The 17,985-nt window shown below is 75.7% G+C and carries 17 protein-coding genes; 6 read left to right on the top strand and 11 right to left on the bottom strand.

Annotated features, from left to right (window positions below):
• Nucleotides 1–5 precede the first annotated feature (5 nt).
• The 5 genes from PP1_RS07965 to PP1_RS07945 all read right to left on the bottom strand — a co-directional run bounded on the left by PP1_RS07965 (nucleotide 6) and on the right by PP1_RS07945 (nucleotide 5,899).
• Nucleotides 6–1,358 carry an MFS transporter gene (locus PP1_RS07965; protein WP_010227632.1) on the bottom strand — a complete coding sequence of 451 codons (1,353 nt, stop codon included), beginning with the start codon at nucleotides 1,356–1,358 and terminating at the stop codon, nucleotides 6–8.
• A 61-nt stretch (nucleotides 1,359–1,419) separates the two neighbouring features.
• Nucleotides 1,420–2,604, bottom strand: a complete 1,185-nt coding sequence (locus PP1_RS07960) for an enolase C-terminal domain-like protein (RefSeq protein WP_010227634.1) — start codon at nucleotides 2,602–2,604, stop codon at nucleotides 1,420–1,422.
• An 86-nt stretch (nucleotides 2,605–2,690) separates the two neighbouring features.
• Nucleotides 2,691–4,184, bottom strand: a complete 1,494-nt coding sequence (locus PP1_RS07955) for an aldehyde dehydrogenase family protein (RefSeq protein WP_010227636.1) — start codon at nucleotides 4,182–4,184, stop codon at nucleotides 2,691–2,693.
• The gene (locus tag PP1_RS07950) at nucleotides 4,181–5,086 is read right to left on the bottom strand and encodes a dihydrodipicolinate synthase family protein (protein ID WP_010227638.1); all 906 of its coding nucleotides are present in this window, start codon (nucleotides 5,084–5,086) and stop codon (nucleotides 4,181–4,183) included. Before PP1_RS07950 ends, PP1_RS07955 begins: the two co-directional genes overlap by 4 nt.
• An 81-nt stretch (nucleotides 5,087–5,167) precedes the next feature.
• Nucleotides 5,168–5,899: a GntR family transcriptional regulator gene (locus PP1_RS07945; RefSeq protein ID WP_010227640.1), complete on the bottom strand. Its 732-nt coding sequence runs from the start codon at nucleotides 5,897–5,899 to the stop codon at nucleotides 5,168–5,170.
• Between the two features lie 117 nt (nucleotides 5,900–6,016).
• Here PP1_RS07945 and PP1_RS07940 point away from each other — a divergent pair, with 117 nt between their 5' ends.
• Both PP1_RS07940 and arr read left to right on the top strand, forming a co-directional pair.
• A complete protein-coding gene (locus PP1_RS07940; protein ID WP_010227642.1) occupies nucleotides 6,017–6,505 on the top strand; it encodes a GNAT family N-acetyltransferase in 489 nt (162 codons plus the stop codon).
• 117 nt (nucleotides 6,506–6,622) lie between these two features.
• A complete protein-coding gene (arr, locus tag PP1_RS07935; RefSeq protein ID WP_010227644.1) occupies nucleotides 6,623–7,069 on the top strand; it encodes an NAD(+)--rifampin ADP-ribosyltransferase in 447 nt (148 codons plus the stop codon).
• Nucleotides 7,070–7,623: 554 nt separating this feature from the next.
• Here arr and bioD read toward each other — a convergent pair.
• Genes bioD through bioB form a run of 3 tightly spaced genes read right to left on the bottom strand, consistent with a single transcriptional unit; the run spans nucleotide 7,624 to nucleotide 10,663 of the window.
• Nucleotides 7,624–8,385, bottom strand: coding sequence for a dethiobiotin synthase (gene bioD, locus PP1_RS07930; RefSeq protein ID WP_075314070.1), 762 nt, complete (start codon nucleotides 8,383–8,385; stop codon nucleotides 7,624–7,626).
• A complete protein-coding gene (locus tag PP1_RS07925; RefSeq protein ID WP_075314071.1) occupies nucleotides 8,382–9,608 on the bottom strand; it encodes an 8-amino-7-oxononanoate synthase in 1,227 nt (408 codons plus the stop codon). The genes bioD and PP1_RS07925 overlap by 4 nt, the downstream gene beginning before the upstream one ends.
• Nucleotides 9,605–10,663 carry a biotin synthase BioB gene (gene bioB / locus PP1_RS07920; RefSeq protein WP_029239721.1) on the bottom strand — a complete coding sequence of 353 codons (1,059 nt, stop codon included), beginning with the start codon at nucleotides 10,661–10,663 and terminating at the stop codon, nucleotides 9,605–9,607. The genes PP1_RS07925 and bioB overlap by 4 nt, the downstream gene beginning before the upstream one ends.
• Before the next feature lie 89 nt (nucleotides 10,664–10,752).
• On the opposite strand from bioB, the gene PP1_RS07915 reads away from it, so the two are divergent.
• The 4 genes from PP1_RS07915 to PP1_RS07900 all read left to right on the top strand — a co-directional run bounded on the left by PP1_RS07915 (nucleotide 10,753) and on the right by PP1_RS07900 (nucleotide 13,892).
• Nucleotides 10,753–11,349 carry a TetR family transcriptional regulator gene (locus tag PP1_RS07915; protein ID WP_227012657.1) on the top strand — a complete coding sequence of 199 codons (597 nt, stop codon included), beginning with the start codon at nucleotides 10,753–10,755 and terminating at the stop codon, nucleotides 11,347–11,349.
• Between the two features lie 70 nt (nucleotides 11,350–11,419).
• Nucleotides 11,420–11,989, top strand: coding sequence for a universal stress protein (locus tag PP1_RS07910; RefSeq protein ID WP_060573081.1), 570 nt, complete (start codon nucleotides 11,420–11,422; stop codon nucleotides 11,987–11,989).
• A gap of 140 nt (nucleotides 11,990–12,129) precedes the next feature.
• A complete protein-coding gene (locus PP1_RS07905) occupies nucleotides 12,130–13,110 on the top strand; it encodes an extracellular catalytic domain type 1 short-chain-length polyhydroxyalkanoate depolymerase (protein ID WP_010229307.1) in 981 nt (326 codons plus the stop codon).
• The gene (locus PP1_RS07900; RefSeq protein ID WP_283161928.1) at nucleotides 13,107–13,892 is read left to right on the top strand and encodes an alpha/beta fold hydrolase; all 786 of its coding nucleotides are present in this window, start codon (nucleotides 13,107–13,109) and stop codon (nucleotides 13,890–13,892) included. The genes PP1_RS07905 and PP1_RS07900 overlap by 4 nt, the downstream gene beginning before the upstream one ends.
• Nucleotides 13,893–13,910: 18 nt before the next feature.
• Here PP1_RS07900 and ptsP read toward each other — a convergent pair whose 3' ends face one another.
• From ptsP to dhaK, 3 genes are read right to left on the bottom strand one after another with little or no spacing between them, the layout of a single operon-like run.
• Nucleotides 13,911–16,325: a phosphoenolpyruvate--protein phosphotransferase gene (ptsP, locus tag PP1_RS07895; protein WP_075314073.1), complete on the bottom strand. Its 2,415-nt coding sequence runs from the start codon at nucleotides 16,323–16,325 to the stop codon at nucleotides 13,911–13,913.
• A complete protein-coding gene (dhaL, locus tag PP1_RS07890; protein ID WP_010227018.1) occupies nucleotides 16,322–16,969 on the bottom strand; it encodes a dihydroxyacetone kinase subunit DhaL in 648 nt (215 codons plus the stop codon). Before dhaL ends, ptsP begins: the two co-directional genes overlap by 4 nt.
• 5 nt (nucleotides 16,970–16,974) lie before the next feature.
• Nucleotides 16,975–17,979 (bottom strand): dihydroxyacetone kinase subunit DhaK, encoded by a 1,005-nt coding sequence (gene dhaK, locus PP1_RS07885; RefSeq protein ID WP_010227016.1) that lies wholly within the window; start codon nucleotides 17,977–17,979, stop codon nucleotides 16,975–16,977.
• Between the last annotated feature and the right edge of the window lie 6 nt (nucleotides 17,980–17,985).

Below are 17,985 nucleotides of genomic sequence, written 5' to 3'. Positions count from 1 at the left end.
GCGGGTCAGCCGGCGGTCGTGCTCGGAGCGGTCTCGGGCGTCGCGGCGCGGGAGGGCGAGACGTATCTCAGCAGCGCACAGCCGGCGAGCGCGACGACACAGCAGGCGGCGACCACGAGTAGGCCACCCGACACGCTGCCGGTCTGCTCCTGGACCTGGCCCATCATCGTCGGGGCGACGAAGCCACCGAGGTTGCCGATCGAGTTGATCAACGCGAGGCCGGGCGCGGCGAGTGCGCCGACCAGGTACTGCTGCGGGATCACGTAGAACGACGACGCCGCCACCTTGAAGCCGGCGGTCGCGACGACGAGCATCACGACGGCCAGCACCGGCGACGTCACCGCGGCGACCCCGAGGCCGACGGCCGCGAGCACGAAGCCGCTGCCGAGCACCGTGCGCCGCAGGCCGGTCGCGTCGGAGATGCGGCCGGCGGCGAGGATGGCGAAGAAGGCCACCGCGAACGGCACCACCGAGATGACGCCGATCATGAACTCGGACAGCCCGCCGATGTCGCGCACGAAGCTGGGGAGCCAGAACGTCACCGAGTACTGCGCGAGCTGCGCGGCGAAGTAGACGAAGCAGAACAGCAGCATCTGCGGGTCGCGCAGCATGGACCAGCGCGACGGCGCCTTCTCCTGCTTGGTGGCGAGCCGCTCCGCCTCCTCGGCCCGCAGCTTCGCGGTGAGCGCGTCCTTCTCCTGCTCGGTGAGCCACGCGGCGTCGCGCGGCTGGGACTCGAGCCGGAACCAGACGAGCACACCGATCAGCACCGCGGCGAGACCCTCGACGAGGAACATCCACTGCCAGCCGCGCAGGCCGAGCACGTCGTGCATGCCGAGCAGGGCGCCGGACAGCGGCCCCGCGATGACCGCGGCGATGGTCGACGCCGAGTACAGGGCGGCGTTCGCCCGGCCGCGGGTGCGGTTGGGGAACCACTGCGTGAAGAAGAAGATGACGCCCGCGAAGAAGCCGGCCTCGGCGGCGCCGAGGGCGAGCCGCAGGCCGTAGAAGATCCACTCGTTGTGGGCGAACATCATGGCTGCCGAGACGAGGCCCCAGCTGATCATGATGCGGGTGAGCCAGAACTTGGCGCCGTAGCGCTCGAGCAGGATGTTGCTGGGGACCTCGAAGATCGCGTACGTGATGAAGAACAGGCCGGCGCCGAGGCCGTACGCGCCGGCGCCGATGCCCGAGTCGGCCTCGAGGGCGTCCTTGGCGAATCCGATGTTGACCCGGTCGATGTAGTTCGCGACGAACATGATCATCACGAGCGGGACGAGCCTGCGGAAGGCCTTCCGGGTGGCGGACTCGAGTGCTGGGGACTCCGGAACCGGGTCCGTCTGGGTCGAGTGCTGCATTGCACCTGCCTCGCTGGGTGAGGGGCGGGGCGGGCCCGCGCGGCGCGGGCCCGCCGGGAGGTCAGTCCTGGGCGGTGACGGTCACGGTGGCGGTCGCCCGCTTGGCGACCAGCTCGTCGTCGTAGGTCACGCCGATGCCCGGACCGGACGGGACGGGGAGCGTGCCGTCGGAGGAGATCGAGGTGTAGGCGTCGGCGTAGCCGCAGGTGTAGATCGCGGGCGACGGGTCCTCGAGGTGCGGGGAGACGTTGGCGACCTCGTACAGCGACGTGGCCTGCATGGCGGCGACGAGGTGGCGGTGGATCGGGCCGGGCCCGTGCACCTCGACGTTCACGCCCAGCGACTCCGCGAACTTGATCGTCTTGAGGCAGCCGGTGATGCCGAGGTCGTAGTGGGCGTCGACGCGGAGCAGGTCGGTGCCGCCGGCGAGGAGGAAGTCGGCCTTGGCCTCGGGGCCCGCCACGTGCTCGGTCTGCAGGATCGGGATGTCGAGCGCGTCGCGGAGCTGCTTGTGCTGGAAGGCCCCGATCCCGAGCGGCCGCAGCGGGTCCTCGTACCAGCGGAAACCCGCCTCCTGGCACGCCTTGCCCACGAAGATCGCGTCCGAGACGGAGTCGAAGACGCACGCGGGGTCGAGCATGAGCTCGGTGCGCTCGCCGAGGGTCGCGCGCATGTGCGCGACGTTCTCGGCCTCCTCCCACTTGTCGCCCTCGTGCCAGCTGTGCATCTTGAAGCCGGTCCAGCCCAGCTCGCGCAGCGACCCGAAGAACTCGGACACCTGCTCCTTGGTCGACAGGCTCCCCTCCCGGTCGGAGTTCACCGAGGACGCGTAGGCACGGACCCGCTCGCGGCCGCCGCCGAGCAGCTCGGTCAGCGAGGCGCCGTAGACCTTGCCCGCCAGGTCCCACAGGGCGTTGTCCAGCAGGCAGAGGCCGTAGGAGTGGGCGGGCCGGGACAGCCGCCGCCCGGTGCGCAGGATCTGCTCGCGGGCGTGCCACGGGCGTCCGACCGCGATCCTGGCGACATCGGCGGCCTGCTGCGCGGCACCGGTCGGGGCGTGGTTGGCGTACTCGCCGACGTGGCCGTCGGTGGTGTGCACGCGGACCATCACGACGCCGCGCCGGCCCGTGACGCCGGGCTGGTAGTACCAGGACCCACCGCGGACGTCGACGTCGAAGGTGCGGGTGTAGCCGGGGGTGTCGACGTCGAACTGGACGACCTCGACCTTGTCGATGAGCGTGCTCACGTGGGTTCCTCTCGTGCCGCCGTGCTCGGCGCAGGCGGGGTCGACCGGACGGCGACGGCCTGTCCGGTGGGTGTGGTGTCAGGTGGTCAGGAAGGGAGGACGAGCGCGCCGTCGACCCGGCGGGGGACGGCGACGGGCCCGTCGCGCAGCTCCGCGGGGAGCAGGTGCTCCGGGGCGGACTGCCAGGCCACGGGGCGCAGGAAGCGGCGGATCGACGTGGCGCCGACGGAGGTGTGGATCGTGTCGGTCGACGGCCACGGGCCGCCGTGGTGCTGCGCCCAGGACACCGCGACGCCGGTGGGGTAGCCGTCGAACAGCACGCGTCCGGTCCGCTCCCGGAGGAGCGGGGCCGCGGCGTCGCGCTCGGGGTCGGCCCCGCTGCCGCCGTGCACGCTCGCGACCAGCGATCCGGGGAGCCGCCGCAGCAGCGTCGCGAGCCCGTCCGGCTCGTAGCGCACGATCACGGCGAGCGGTCCGAAGACCTCGTCGAGCAGGTCCTCGTCGAACCGGTCGGTGACGACGACGGTGGGCCGCACGGCGAACCCCCGGCCGTCCGGGTCGGTGCCGTCGATCGTGGTCCGCCCGCTCAGCCCGGCGACGGCCTTCGCGTAGGAACCGGCGATCCCGCCGTTGAGCAGGACGGGCGGGGCGACCTCGGCGAGCGTGGCGCGGACGGCGTCGACGACGGCGTCGCCGTCCGCGCCGGCCGGGACCAGGACGAGGCCGGGCTTGGTGCAGAACTGGCCGCCGCCCAGCGTGACGGAGCCGACCAGGCCCGCCCCGATCTCCGCCGGTCGCTCGGCCGCCGCGGCCGCGGTGACCAGCAGCGGGTTCACACTGCCGAGCTCGCCGTAGAACGGGATCGGGTCGGGTCGCTGCCCGATGAGGCGCTTCAGCGCCGACGCGCCGGTGTGCCCGCCGGTGAAGGAGACCGACGTGATGTGCGGATCGGTGACGAGCGCCTCCGCGGCCGCCCGGCCGAACACCACGGTGACGGTGCCCGCCGGTGCGCCTGCCCCGGCCGCCGCCCCGGCGAGGATCTCGCCGCAGAGCGCCGACGTCAGAGGGTGGCTGCCGTGCGCCTTCACGACGACGGCGCAGCCCGCGGCGAGGGCCGCCGCCGTGTCGCCGCCCGGCACGGAGAACGCGAGGGGGAAGTTGCTCGCGCCGAACACGGCGACCGGGCCGGTGGGGACCAGGATCCGGCGCAGGTCCGGCCGCGGACCCATCGGGGTGTCGCCGGCGTGGTCGACGGTGGCCTCGAGATAGGAACCCTCCGCGATCACGTCGGCGAACAGCCGCAGCTGGTAGGCGGTGCGGGTGAGCTCCCCGTTCAGCCGGGCCGGGCCGAGCGCGGTCTCCCGGTCGGCGGTCGCGACGACCTCCTCGCGCCGGTGCTCCAGCGCGTCCGCCATCGCGGTGAGCAGCCGGCCGCGGAACCCGCGCCCCGCGGCGTCGAGCTCGGTGGTGGCGGCCGCGGTCGCGCAGATCGCGGCGACCTCGGCGGCGTCGTGCTCCCGCAGGCCGGTGCTCGTCGTGGTGCCGGTGCGCGGGTCGACCGTGTCGACCGCGGCGCTCACCGGACACCCCACGCGGCGAGGATCTTCTCGACGGAGCCACGCGCGTCGGCGTCGAGCCGCGACGCGGGTGGCCGGACGTCGGCACGGCCGTATCCCATCTGGTGCAGTGCCTCCTTGATGACGCTGACGTTGTCGGCGTTCTCGTGCGCGGCGCGCAGGTGCTCGAAGTCGCGGACCGCGTCCCAGACCTCCATCGCGGCCGGGAAGTCACCCGCCGACAGGGCCCGGTGCATCCGCACCGACAGCTCCGGGGCGACGGCGACCAGCCCGGACGTGAAGCCCGTCGCCCCCGCGGAGGCGTAGGACGGCGCCGACAGCTCGGCGAGCCCGGCGATCCAGGTGAAGCGGTCCAGCCCCGCACCACGGGCGACGGCGGCGAAGTGCGCGGCGTCGGGGACCGCGTACTTCACGGCGACGACGTTCGGCGCCGCGTCGGCGAGCGCGCCGAAGTCGTCCGCGGTGATCCGCGTGTTGCGGACGTAGGGCACCACCGCGACCTCCGGCACCGCCGTGGCGACGGCGCGGTGGTACTCGACCCAGCCCCGGCGGGAGACGTAGGGGTGGACCGGCTGGTGCACCATGACCGCCGCGGCGCCGCGGGAGGCGGCGTAGCGGGCGTCGTCGACGGCGGTGGCGACGTCGAACCCGACGCCGGCCACGAGCACGCCGTCGTCCGGGGACGCCGCGGCGGTCAGGTCGACGACGCGGCGCCGCTCGGCGGGCGAGAGCGTGTAGAACTCGCCGGTGTTGCCGTTGACCGTCAGCACCCGCACCCCGCCGTCGACCATCCGGCCGACGACACGGTCGAAGGTCGCGGAGTCGAGGCCGTCGTCGCCGGTGAAGGGGGTCGGCGTGATCGCGACGACATCAGCCAGTCTCGCCCGGATCTCGTCGTGGTCCATCGTGCTCCTCGGTAGTAGGGCAGGGGGCATCGCCTCCGGAGCCGGTCGGCTCCGGAGTGGAGTGGTCTCGTCAGGAGGGCGTCAGCCGGCGGCCGGCTCCGCCGTCCCGTCCTGGTCGGACGGATCCACCGTCGGGCCGAGCCGGGGCAGGACCCGTGCGACGAAGCCGGTGATGTGCTCGCGCACGGCGCCCGCCGCGCGGTCGCCGTCACCGGCGAGCGCCGCGTCGAGGATCGCCCGGTGCTCGCCGGCCTCGGTGCGCCAGCCTCCGGCTGCACGCCACCCCGAGACGCTGACCAGGGCGGTCTGGTCCTTCAGCCCGTCGAGGGTGGCGACCAGCAACGGGTTGCCGCAGCCGAGGTAGAGCGAGCGGTGGAAGTCGCGGTTGGCCAGGCTCATCCCGACCTCGTCGCCCGCCTCGCCCGCGGCCACAGCCCGGTCGAGCGCGGACGACGCGGCGCCGAGATCACCACCGGTGGTGACCGTCCGCCGGACGGCCTCCGGCTCCAGCAGGACACGGAGGTCGTAGACGGCCGCCGCCGCGTCGCTGTCCAGCTCGCGGACGACCGCACCCTTGTACCGGCTCAGGCTGACCAGCCCGCTCCCGACGAGCGTCTTCAACGCCTCACGCACGGGCGTCTTCGACATGCCCAGCATCTCGGCGATCTCGGACTCGATCAGCTGCTGCCCGGGGCGCAACCGGCCGGTGAGGATGCCGCGCTTCACCACCGAGAGCGCCCGGTCGGTGCGGTTCGCCAGCGGATCGTGGTCCGCGTCGGCCAGCGACAGGCGTACGGCGGTCGTGGCATCCATGGGGCTGCTCTCCATCGGGCTCCCGTTCCTCGGCTCTCATATACGAGATATGAGGGACTGTAGGATTCGCACCGAGCCGGGTCAAGCAGTGCCCGTCGTCGAGCGATCGGAGGGGACGTGACCGGTGCCACGGTCGAGGAGGTGGCCGCCCTGTGGGGTGCCGTCGTGCGCGCCGGGGGCGCCGTCGGGCTGCCGGTGAACGCCGCGGACGACGAGATCCGTGCCGCCGCCGGCGTGCTGCACGAGGCCACGACGCGCGGGTCCCAGGACCTGCTGGTCGAACGGGGGGCGTGCGGGCTCCGCGGGATGGTGGTGCTCCGCCCGGCGCGTGGTGCGCTCTTCGCGCACCGCGCCGACGTCGCGAAGCTGATGGTCGCCCCGTCGGAGCAGGGAATCGGCGTCGGGAGCCGGCTGCTCGGCCGGGTCGTCGACCGTGCGCGGGAGCGCGGGTTCCGCCAGCTCCGGCTGTCCACGCGGGGCGGGGGGCCGCTGCCCGCCTTCTACCGCCGCCGGGACTGGACGGAGGTCGGGGTGTTCCCCGGCGCCCTGCAGACCGCTCCCGGGACGTTCCGCGACGAGCACTGGTTCCAGCGGGATCTCCCGTGACCGGCACCGCGTCCGCCGTGATCAACGTATAGCGCGGGGCGGGGCTTGCGGCAAGCCCTCCCTCACGGCGGAGGATCTCCGCTCGACGCACACGCGACGACGAGGGGGAGTCACGTCATGACGCAGGAGCCGGACTCGGGGACCGGGCCGACGCCGTTCGAGGTGTACGAGCCGGGGGTCCTGCTGCACGGGACCAGGGCCGACCTGGCCGTCGGTGACCTGCTGGTCCCCGGCCGCCCCTCGAACTTCGAGGAGGGGCGGATCATGAACCACGTCTACGTGACGGCGACGCTCGACGCCGCGGCCTGGGGTGCCGAGATGGCCGCCGGTGACGGGCCCGGTCGCATCTACGTCGTGGAACCGACCGGAGCCGTCGAGGACGATCCCAACGTCACCGACAAGAAGCACCCCGGCAATCCGACGCGCTCCTACCGGACCCGCGAGCCCGTCCGCATCGTGGGTGAGCTGGAGGACTGGACGGGGCACACCCCCGAGCAGCTGCAGACGATGCGGGACCTCCTCGAGGACCTGCGGCGCCGCGGCCTCGCCGTCATCTACGACTGACGATCCCGCACGAACGAGCCGCGCGAACGAGCTGCGCGAACGAGCCGCGCGAACGAGCCGCGCAGACGGGCCGGCGGCGGGCCGGACCTGTCCGGGGGCGGATCTCGCGGTGGGCGGCGCCGCCCACCGGGGCGCCCGCACAGGACCGCGGACTCCGGGCCCGGCCGGCACGCGCCGCGGCCGAGGACCTTGTCCGGTGAGATCGCTGCCTGGGGAAGCGATTCCACGGAAGGGGTGTGCCGGTGCGGACCAGGCCCGGCGGACAGAGTGGCGCTCTGCCGAGCCGAGCCGAGCCGGGCCGGGCCAGGCCGTGCCGAGCCGAGCCGAGCCGGGCCGTGCCGTGCCGTGCCGTGCCGTGCCGGACACCGTGCACGTGCCGGACACCGTGCCGTGCGGTGCGGATGCGGAGTCCGATGAGTCGCGGCGCCCCCGCACCCCTCGACGGATCGGTTCGCACGGGTACGCGTCGCTCGCACGGGATCCGACCCCGTGCGAGGCAACCGATCCCGTGCGAACCCGGACCGGTCCGCGTCGCGTACCCGCCGAGATGCAGCTCAGTGTCGTCCGGAGATCGACTTGTCGCGCTGAGGTGCATCTCGGCGAGGGTGAGGGTGAGCCGGGGGCGGGGCGGGGGCGGGCCACGCGTCGAGCCACTCGGCTGCCCGGCGGCGGAAGTGCCCGGGGTCGAGCAGGCCCGCTCCGTCGGGGACCGCGCCGAGCAGCGGGGGCGGTCCCGTGGCGAGGCGGCGGCGGTTGTCCTCCTCGATCGGGGACGGGTGCTCCGGCCAGGCGCCGAGGAGGAGCCCGGCGATGACGGCGTCGCGGTGCCGGAGCGCCTCCAGGGTCAGCGCGGTGTGGTTGAGCGTCCCGAGCCCGCTGCGGCAGACGACGACCGTCGCCGACGGCTGCGGTGCGGCGACGGCGAGGTCCGCGAGGGTGTGGCCGTCGGTGCCGAGCTCGACCAGGAGCCCACCGGCGCCCTCGACGATCACATGGTCGTGGGCGTCGCCGAGGGCGGCGATCGTCGCCAGGTGGTCGGGCGCGGCCGGGAGCGGGACGCCTGCGCGGGCCGCGGCCGCGACCGGTGCCATCGGATCGGGCAGCCGCACACCCTCGCGGGCCACCGCCGGCGCGGCCAGCCGGACGACGGTGTCGATGTCACCGGCGCCGTCCTCGGTGCCGGCCTGGACGGGCTTGTACACCGCGACCGAGCGGCCCGTCCCGCCGAGGGCGGCGGCGAGCGCGGCGGTGGCGATCGTCTTGCCGACCCCGGTGTCGGTGCCGGTCACGAACAGGACCCGCGGCACCCCGGTCACGACGGCGCCCCGACGGACCCGCCGGTCGACGCGGCCGGGCCGACCGAACCGACCGGACCGACCGGACCGGCCGGGCCGACCGAGCGTGCGGCCCGTGCTGCAGCCTCGGCGGCGCGGCCGGGATCGACCCCGGCGCGGGCGACCAGCCGGAGCCGGGAGATCCCGTCGGGGACGCTCGGTGGCCGGAAGCAGCCGACGAGGATCCCGGCCTCGCCGAGCGTCCGCGCCGCGGCGACCGCGATCTCGGGGCCGGCGGCGGCCAGCGACTGCACCGCACCGGGGGCCCGGACGATCCCGGCCGCGGACGCGACGGCGTCGGCGACCGCGTGCAGCGCGGCGCACGGCCCGGGGTCGGTGTCGATGATCCGGCAGCCCTCGGCTGCCGCCGCGGCGGCAGCCGGGGCGAGCCCGGTGTCGAAGACGAACGTGCGCGCCGTGTTCACGAGGTGCTCGCGCAGCAGCGGCGAGCCGAGCACGGCGCCGCCCTGCGAGCCCAGTGCCTTGGACAGCGTCGCGGTGACGGCGACGTGCGGGGCGCCGGCCAGCCCTGCGGCGTGCACGGCTCCCCGCCCGCCGCCCGCCACGCCGATCCCGTGCGCCTCGTCGACGACGAGCATCGCCCCGTACCGGTGGCACAGCTCGGCGGTCCGGCGCAGGTCGGCGGCGTCGCCGAGCACCGAGTAGATCGACTCCACGACGACCACGGCGCGCTCGTGCTCCCGGTCGCGCAGCAGCTCCTCGAGCGCGCCGGTGTCGGCGTGCGGGCAGATCCGCACCGGTGAGCGCGACAGCCTGGCCCCGTCGACCAGCGAGGCGTGCACGTGGGCGTCACTGACGATCAGGGTGCCGGGGTCGCCGAGTGCGGTGAGCAGGCCGACGTTCGCGGCGTACCCGCTCGAGAAGGCGAGTGCCGCCGGCTGCCCGGTGAGCCGCCCGAGCGCGGACTCGAGGTCGTCGTGCGCGCCGGTGGTCCCGGTGACGACCCGGGACGCGCCGGCCCCCGTGCCGTGCCGTCGCAGTGCCTCGGCCGCGGCGGCGACCAGGCGCGGGTCACCGCTCAGCCCGAGGTAGTCGTTCGAGGCGAGGTCGAGGGTCCCCGGACGAGCCCGCGGGTGGCGGGCGGCGTCGGTCGCCCGGACCAGGCCGTCGCGGTGCCGGCGGTCCGCGGCGCCGGCGAGCCAGTCCTCCATCGAGCCCGTCCCGGCAGGCGCGGTCGTCGTCATGCGTTCGGGGCCACGGGCGTACCGGCGCCGCGACGGCGGGAGGCCGGGGTCTGCGCGTCGCCGGTGGCCGACTCGTCGGCGCCCTGGACCCGGAACCCGGCGTCGGCGATGAGCTGGAGGTCGGCCTCCGCCGCCTGGCCCTCGCTGGTCAGGTAGTCACCCAGGAAGATCGAGTTCGCGACGTGCAGGGCGACCGCCTGCAGGGACCGCAGGTGCATCTCCCGGCCGCCGGCGATCCGGACCTCGGTGTCCGGGCACGCGAGCCGAGCCAGGGCGAGGATCCGCAGGCAGCGCTGGGGGTCCAGGGTCCACGTGCCCGCCATCGGCGTGCCCTCGAACGGCATCAGGAAGTTGATCGGGATCGAGTCGGCCCCGAGGTCCCGCAGGGCGAAGATCGCGTCGATCACCTCGTCGTCGGTCTCGCCCATGCCGACGATGAGGCCGGAGCAGGGGGAGAGGCCGGCGTCCCGCGCGCGTTCCACGGTGTCGACGCGGTCGGCGTAGTCGTGTGTCGAGCAGATCGACGAGTACCGCGACTCGGCGGTGTTCAGGTTGTGGTTGTAGGCGTCGACACCGGCCTCGCGCAGGCGTTCGGCCTGGCCGTCGCCCAGGAACCCCAGGCAGGCACAGACCTCGACACCCGGGTGCGCGGACTTGAGCTCCCCGACGACGCCCGCGACCCGCTCCACGTCCCGCGCGCCCGGCCCGCGCCCGCTCGCGACGAGGCAGACCCGCGACGCCCCGCCCGAGATCCCCGCGCCCGCCTGCCGCACGGCCTCGTCGGTCTTCAGCCACGAGTACTTCAGGACGTCCGCCGACGAGCCGAGCCGCTGCGAGCAGTACCCGCAGTCCTCCGGGCACAGCCCCGACTTCAGGTTCACCAGGTAGTTGACCTTCACCCGGTCGCCGAAGTGGGCGCGGCGCAGCCGGCCGGCCGCCGCGACCAGCCCGAGGACCTCGTCGTCGGGGGCGGAGAGCACGGTGCGGGCGTCCTCGCGGTCGAGCACGCCGCCGTCGAGCTGTCGGGAGGCGAGGTCGTCAAAGGTTTTGAACACCGTTCAAACGGTAGTCGGGGCGCCGCCGCGCGACAAGCTCGCCCGGTGGGGACGCGGTCCGGGCCGGACCGCAGACTGGAGCGGGACAGGTGGGGGGAACCGTGCGGTTGAGTCGGGAACGGATCGTCGGGCAGGCCGTCGCCCTGCTCGGGGGGCAGGGCCTGGGCGGCCTGACGATGCGGCGGCTCGCCGACGACCTCGGCGTGCGGCCCGGAGCGCTCTACTACCACGTCCCGAGCAAGCAGGACCTGCTCGTGGACGTCGCGGTCCGGATCCTCGACGACGCGCCGGATCCCGTCCCGACGGATGATCCGCGCGAGGCCGCGATCGCCCTGCGGGCCGCGCTCCTGGCGGTCCGCGACGGCGCCGAGCTCGTGTCGTTCGCGTTCGCCTTCCGGCCCGAGGCGCTGGGACCCCTCCGGGACCTGCGCGACGCGTTCGACGACCGGCTCTCCGAGCGCCGGGCGGGTTGGGCGGCGCGGACGCTCGTGCACTACGTGCTCGGGTTCGTCGCCGAGGAGCAGAACCACGCCGAGCTGGTGCGGACGGGGATCGTCGCCGACGGTGCCGGGCGGAGCCGCGACGACGACGCGGAGGCGTTCCACTTCGGCGTGGCCGCGATCGTGTCCGGGCTGTCGACGGATCCGGAGGCGCTGGGGCCCGCGCCCGGGACCGGCCGGAGCTGACCGGGCCGGACCGGGGTGCGGGCCGGTCGGCCCTGCCCGTCCCGGGTGCCCCGGCGGGACGCTCACCCGCATGACGACGTCGTCGAGCGTCCCCGGGCCCTTCCTCCCGGCCTGGCTGCGGCGGCTGACCGGCGGTTCCGGCGCGTCCGGGACCGGCGCGCGCGGCCACGGGGAGGACGCCGGCGACGGGCACCGGAGGGCCGGGCCGGTCGTCGCGGTCGGGGACGGGGAGCTGGCCGACCACGTCGCCTGCTGGGCGGAGCAGCTGGCGCGCCGGGCGGGACGTGACCTGCGCCTGGTCGTGGCCGTCGGCGCCCGGTCGCCCGACGACCGGCCGGTGTCCCGCGGCGCGGCGGTTCTCGTGCGGCAGCGCCTCGACCGGGTCGCCGACGACGTCGCGGTCCGGTCGGGCGAGGTCGACGTCGAGGCGGAGGTGCGCATCGGGAGGTGGGCCGACGTCGTCGCCGACGAGGTGCGGGGCGCGGCGGTGGTCGTCGTGCCGCCCGGCGCCCGCCCGGTGCGGCCCTCGCCGGTGGTGCGGTCCGCACCCGCGCCGCCCCGCCGCCGTCCCGCTCCCGGGGGTGTCCCGCACCGTCTGACCGCGGCCGACGCCGGACCGGGGGCGTTGCCGACCGCCTGACCGGCGGGCGGGCCCGGGGACCGCGGTTGACCATGCCGCTACGGCCGGGTGTTCACTGTCGACGGACCCGGCACGGGCGTCCGGAACGGAGCGATGTCGACATGACCCACCGCCGCAGCATCGGCCGATGGACGGGGTGGGTGACGGCCGCGCTCGTGCTCGTCGTCCTCGCCGCGACCCCCTCGGCAGCGGCCCCGGCCGCCGGGCCCGCCCCGGGCGGGGACCGGACGGGCAGCTACTCCAGCTCCGAGGGGCGGCTGGCCTACCAGGTACACGTCCCGCCGTCGTGGCGGCCGGACCGGCCGATGCCGGTGGTCGTCGCCGTGCACGGGTGCGCGATGAGCGGCTACGGACTGAACTCGATGAAGGCCACCACCCGCTTCGACGACCTCGCCGACCGGGAGGGGTTCCTCGTCGTCTACCCGACGCAGTCGCTCCTGCGGAACGTCCAGATGTGCTGGAACTCGCTGTCCCCGGACCACCAGGATCGGGGCCGCGGCGAGCCCGAGCTGCTCGCCGGGATGATCCGCCAGGTCGTCGGCGAGTACGGGGCGGACGCCCGGCAGGTGCACGTCGCGGGGGCCTCGTCCGGGGCGGGGACGGCCGTGATCCTCGGGGTCACCTACCCGGACCTCGTCGCGACCGTCACCTCGGTCGCGGGCGGCGAGTACGGGTTCCACCGCGCCCAGGACGACCTCGACGCCGTCACCCCGGTCGACAACGCCCGCCTCGCGCGGTCCGTGATGGGGACGCGCGCCCGGCACGTGCCGCTGCTCGTCGTGCAGGGCGACCAGGACGAGGTCGTGCCGCCGTTCATGGCGGACCGGCTCGTGCAGCAGTGGCTCGCGCTGGACGCGCTCATCGACACCGGCCTGCCCGACGCCGATCCCGCACCCGACGACGTCACCCGCGTCGCGCCGCCCGGCGGGCACCCCTACACGCTGACGAGCCACCGCGGCCCCGGCGGGGCGGCGATCGACTCGTACCTGGTCGAGGGGCAGGGGCACGCCTGGTCCGGGCCCCGCGCCGACGGCTTGTTCGTGGACCGGGCCGGACCCGACCTGTCGGAGATCGTGTGGGACTTCGCGGCCGGCCGGCCGATGAGCACGGAGGGATCGTGACCGGCGGACGCACCGAACAGGGCCCGGCCGTCCTGCTCCTGCCCGGCGGCGCCGCGGCGTGCGAGGGCTTCTTCCCGGGGATGCCCGAGGGACTCGCCGACGACCCCGGCTGCCGGGTCATCGTGCACGACCGCCCCGGCACCGGGACGTCCACGGAGGACGGCACGCTCGCCGGGGCCGCGGCGCACCTCGCGGCGCTCGTCGGCGAGCTGGGCCGCGGCCCGGTCGTCGTGGTCGGGCAGAGCCTGGGCGGCGCGGTGGCGACGCTGCTCGCCCGGGACCACCCCGAGGTCGTCGCGGGCCTGGTCCTGCTCGACCCGACGCCGATCAACGACCCGGCCGCCTGCGCCCGGCTCGAACGCGTGATGGGCGTGGTCGCGACGGTGACCGCCGTGCCGCCTGTGCGCGGGCTGCTCGCCGGGCTGCTCCGCGCCACGATGGCCCGGGAGCGCCGCCGGCTGCGTCTGCGCCCGGACTGCGCCGCCGCGCACGAGCGCATCGCCGGCTCCGACATCCGGGTCCTGGCCCGCGCCGTGCGGGGCCTCGCCGCGCTGTCGGCCGGGCTGCGGGAGGCCGACCTCCCGCGGGTGCCGTCCGTCGTGGTCACCGCGGACCGCGCGGAGACGGACGCGGTCCACCGCGCCCACGCCCGGCTCGCCGACGCGTTCGGCGGGACCCTCGTGTCGTGGCCGGGCTCGACCCACAACCCGCAGCTCGACCATCCGGACGAGACCCTCGCCGTCGTCCGGGAGCTGGCCGGCCGGGTCGCCACCGGGCGCTGACCCCCGCCGACGACGAGGTCAGCCCGGCAGCGCGCGCACCGCGGCGGCCCCGGCGGCGCGCAGCGCCCGGCCGGTCAGGTCGCGGGCCGTGTCGAGATCGACCCCGCGCACCACCTGCTTGGTCTCCGCGACGGCGGCGGGGGAGACGCTCAGCTCCCGCACCCCCGCCCCGAGCAGCAGCGGGACGGCCGCCGGGTCGGCGGCCAGCTCCCCGCACACCGCGACCAGCAGGTCCGGCGCGGCGACGGCGCCCGCGGCGGCGACGAGGGCGAGCACCCCCGGATCGAGCGGGTCGGCGAGCGCGGCCAGGGCCTCGTTGCCGCGTTCCGCCGCGAGCGCGTACTGGGTGAGGTCGTTCGTCCCGACGGAGAGGAAGTCGACGTGCGGGGCGAACACGGCCGCCTTCAACGCCGTCGCCGGCACCTCGACCATGATCCCCACCCGCAGGCTTGCGGGGCGGCCCCGGCCGACCGTGGTGACCGCGCGGTCGAGCAGCCCGCGGGCCGCGAGGAGCTCGTCGAGCGTGCTGACCATGGGGAACATGACGTCGACGGGATGGTCGTGGGCCACCCGGACGACCGCCTCCAGCTGGCCGGTCAGCAGCTCCGGGCGCGCGAGGGCCAGCCGGATGCCGCGGACCCCGAGGAACGGGTTCGCCTCCGGCGCCACCGGTAGGTAGTCCAGCGGCTTGTCGCCGCCGACGTCGAGCGTGCGCAGGGTGACACGCCGTCCCGTCATCGCCTCGGCGATCGCGCGGTACGCGTCCTCCTGCTCGTCGACGGTGGGGGGTGCGGCGCGGCCGAGGAAGCAGAACTCGGTGCGGACCAGGCCCGCCAGGTCGGCCCCGGCGGCGGCGCGGGCGTCGTCGGCGGAGCCGAGGTTGGCCCCGACGAGCACGGTCGTGCCGTCCCGTGTCACGGCCGGTTCGCCGGCCCGGGCGAGCGCCTCGCCCCGCCGCCGGTCCCGGTCCCCGGCGCGCCGCCGGAACCCGGCCAGGGTGGCGTCGTCGGGGTCGACGACGACCTCGCCGGTGGAGCCGTCGAGCGCGACGGTGACGCCGGGCCGGGCCGCCCGGATCGCCCCGGCGGCCCCGACTACGGCCGGGATCCCGCGGGCGCGCAGCAGGATCACGCTGTGCGCCGTCGGGCTCCCGTGGGCGAGGAGCACCGCGACGGTGCGGGCCGGATCGAGCTCGGCGGCCCGTGCCGGGGTGAGGTCGTCGGCGAGCAGGACGCCGTCGGCGGCCGCGCCCGGCGCGCCGTCGCCGCCGAGGGCGCGGAGGACCTGGTCGCGCAGGTCGCGGACGTCGGCGGCGCGGGCCTGCAGGTAGTCGTCGGCCACGGCGGCGAAGCGCCGCTCCACCTCCTCGACCGCCTCGGCCCAGGCGCGTGCCGCGTCCGTGCCCGCGGCGATCCGGGCGTCGGTGGCCCCGGTCAGCTCCGGGTCGTCGAGCAGCAGCAGCTGGGCCTCGAAGATCGCGGCCTCGGCGGTGCCGATGTCCCGGGCGGCCCGGTCCCGGACGGCGCCCAGTGCGGACCGCACCGTCCCGCACGCCGCCGCCAGCCGCTCGCGCTGCACCTCCGGGGGACCGGCCCGGGGCGGGGGCACGGCCACCGCGGCCGTCCCGGCCAGGACCGCGGGGCCGATGCCGATCCCGGGGGACGCCGCGACCGGCACGTCCGGGACGACCGGCGGGGCCGCCGGGGCGGGGGCGGACGTCTCCCCGAAGCCGTCGCCGGCGAGCGCGAGCAGTGCGCGGACCGCGGTCTCGGCGTCGTCGCCGTCGGCCAGGATCTCGATCTCGTGGTCCCGCAGCGCGCCGAGCGTCGCGACCTGCGACAGGCTCCGCGCCGGCACGGCCGCGGTGCCCGCGGTGACGTTCCGCAGCCGGACGTCGGCGTCGAGCCCCCGCACCGCCCGGACGACCATCGCCGCGGGGCGGGCGTGCAGCCCGTGCAGCATCGCGACGGTGAACCGCGCCGTCACCTGTGCCGCGCCCCCGTCCGGCGGGGGACCGGCGGTGGGCTCGCCGAGGTGGTTCTGCTTCGCGAGCAGTGCCGCGGTCGCCTCGGCCGCGACCTCCGCGGTGCCCGCCCCGGACGCCGCCGTCACCGTGGCGGCGACCAGGCCCTCGACCAGCGGCGCGGGGCAGAGCACGACGCGGGCGCGGACGTCGTCGTCGAGGAACTCCAGCGCCGTCTCCGCGGAGAGGACGGCGCTGCCGAGGTCCATCAGGACGACGACGCCCGCGCCGGTGTCGGCGCGCGTGACGGCGTCGGCGATCGCGACGGCGTCGGTGCCGAGACCGCCGTCCCCGGTCCCGGCGGCGCACTCGACGACGGAGTCCTGCCCCTGCACCATCTCCGCGGCCAGCGCGACGGCGGCGTCGGCGAGCGCCGGGCTGTGCGAGACGACGACGATGCCGACGGTCACGGGCCGGGCTCCGCCAGCGTCGCGGCCGCCGCGACGAGCAGGGCGGTCGAGGTCGCGCCGGGATCCTGGTGCCCGACGCTGCGCTCGCCCAGGTAGCTCGCGCGCCCCTTGCGGGCGAGCATCGGGGTGGTGGCGTCCCGCCCCCGGTCGGCCGCCGCCGACGCCGCGCGCAACGCCTCGTCGAGGGAGCGCCCCCCGGCGAGGGCCTCGTCCAGGGCGTCCGTCGCCGGGCCCAGCGCGTCGACCATCGTCTTGTCGCCCGGGCCGGCCTTCCCCCGCGCGACGACGCCGTCGAGCCCCGCGCGCAGCGCCACCGCGAACGCGGCGGGATCGAGCTCGCCCGCCGCGCCGGCCGCCGTCGCCATGCGCAGGAAGAACGTGCCGTACAGCGGGCCGCTGGCGCCGCCGACGCTGCGGACCAGCGTCATCCCGGCCTGCTTCAGGACGGAGCCCGGGTCGGCACCCGGGCTGCCGTCCAGGTCGGCGACGACGGCCTGCATGCCGCGGTGCATGTTCGCTCCGTGGTCGGCGTCGCCGATCTCGGCGTCGAGCGCGGTCAGCACGTCCTTCTGCGCGGCGACCGTCCCGGCGAACACGCGCAGCCAGCGGCGCACCGCGTCGGCGTCGACCGTCGTGTCGGCCATCCGGGTCAGACTCCCCAGCGCAGCGCGGTCGTCGACACGGGCGCGTCCCAGAGCCGGACGAGCTCGTCGTCGAGGCGGAGCAGGGTCAGCGAGCACCCGGCCATGTCCAGGCTGGTGACGTAGGAGCCCACCAGCGACCGGGCGACGGTGACCCCGGCCTTCTCCAGCAGCGCCGCGATCTCGCCGTACATCAGGTAGAGCTCGAGCAGCGGGGTGGCGCCCATGCCGTTGACGAACGCGACCACCCCGCCGCCACCCGTGAAGTCGAGATCGGTCAGCACCGGCTCGACCAGCATCTCCGCGGTCTCGCGCGCCGTGGTGAGCGGGACCCGCCGGCGTCCGGGCTCGCCGTGGATGCCGATCCCGACCTCGATCTCGTCCTCGGGCAGGTCGAACGTCGGGGTGCCCTTCGCCGGGACGGTGCACGAGGTCAGGGCCATCCCCATGCTGCGGGCGCCGGCGTCGACCCGGCGGGCGATCTCGGCGACGGCGGGCAGGTCGCGGCCCTCCTCGGCGGCGGCCCCGGCGAGCTTCTCGACCAGCAGCGTCGCACCGACGCCGCGCCGGCCCGCGGTGTACAGGCTGTCCTGGACGGCGACGTCGTCGTCGACCACGACGGACTCCACCGCCACACCGCTCTCGGCGCCCGCGAGCTCGGCCGCCATCTCGAAGTTCATGACGTCGCCGGTGTAGTTCTTGACCACGTGAAGCACGCCGGCGCCGCCGTCGACGGCCCGGGTGGCCGCGACCATCTGGTCGGGCACGGGCGAGGTGAACACCTCCCCGGCGCAGGCGGCGTCGAGCATCCCGCGCCCGACGAAACCGCTGTGCAGCGGCTCGTGCCCGGTCCCGCCGCCGGAGACCAGACCGACCTTGCCCCGGACGGGGGCGTCGGCCCGCAGGACGACGCGGTTCTCGTGGTCGACGCGCAGCTGCGCCGGGTGTGCCCTGGCCACGCCGACCAGCGACTCGGCCACCACGTCGGCGGGATCGTTGATGAGCTTCTTCATCGGAGC

Origin of the sequence: Pseudonocardia sp. P1, assembly GCF_000178675.2 — a bacterium.
Lineage (GTDB): Bacteria > Actinomycetota > Actinomycetes > Mycobacteriales > Pseudonocardiaceae > Pseudonocardia.
Note: the sequence above shows the minus strand (reverse complement) of the source record. Positions and strands in the feature narration are given on the sequence as shown.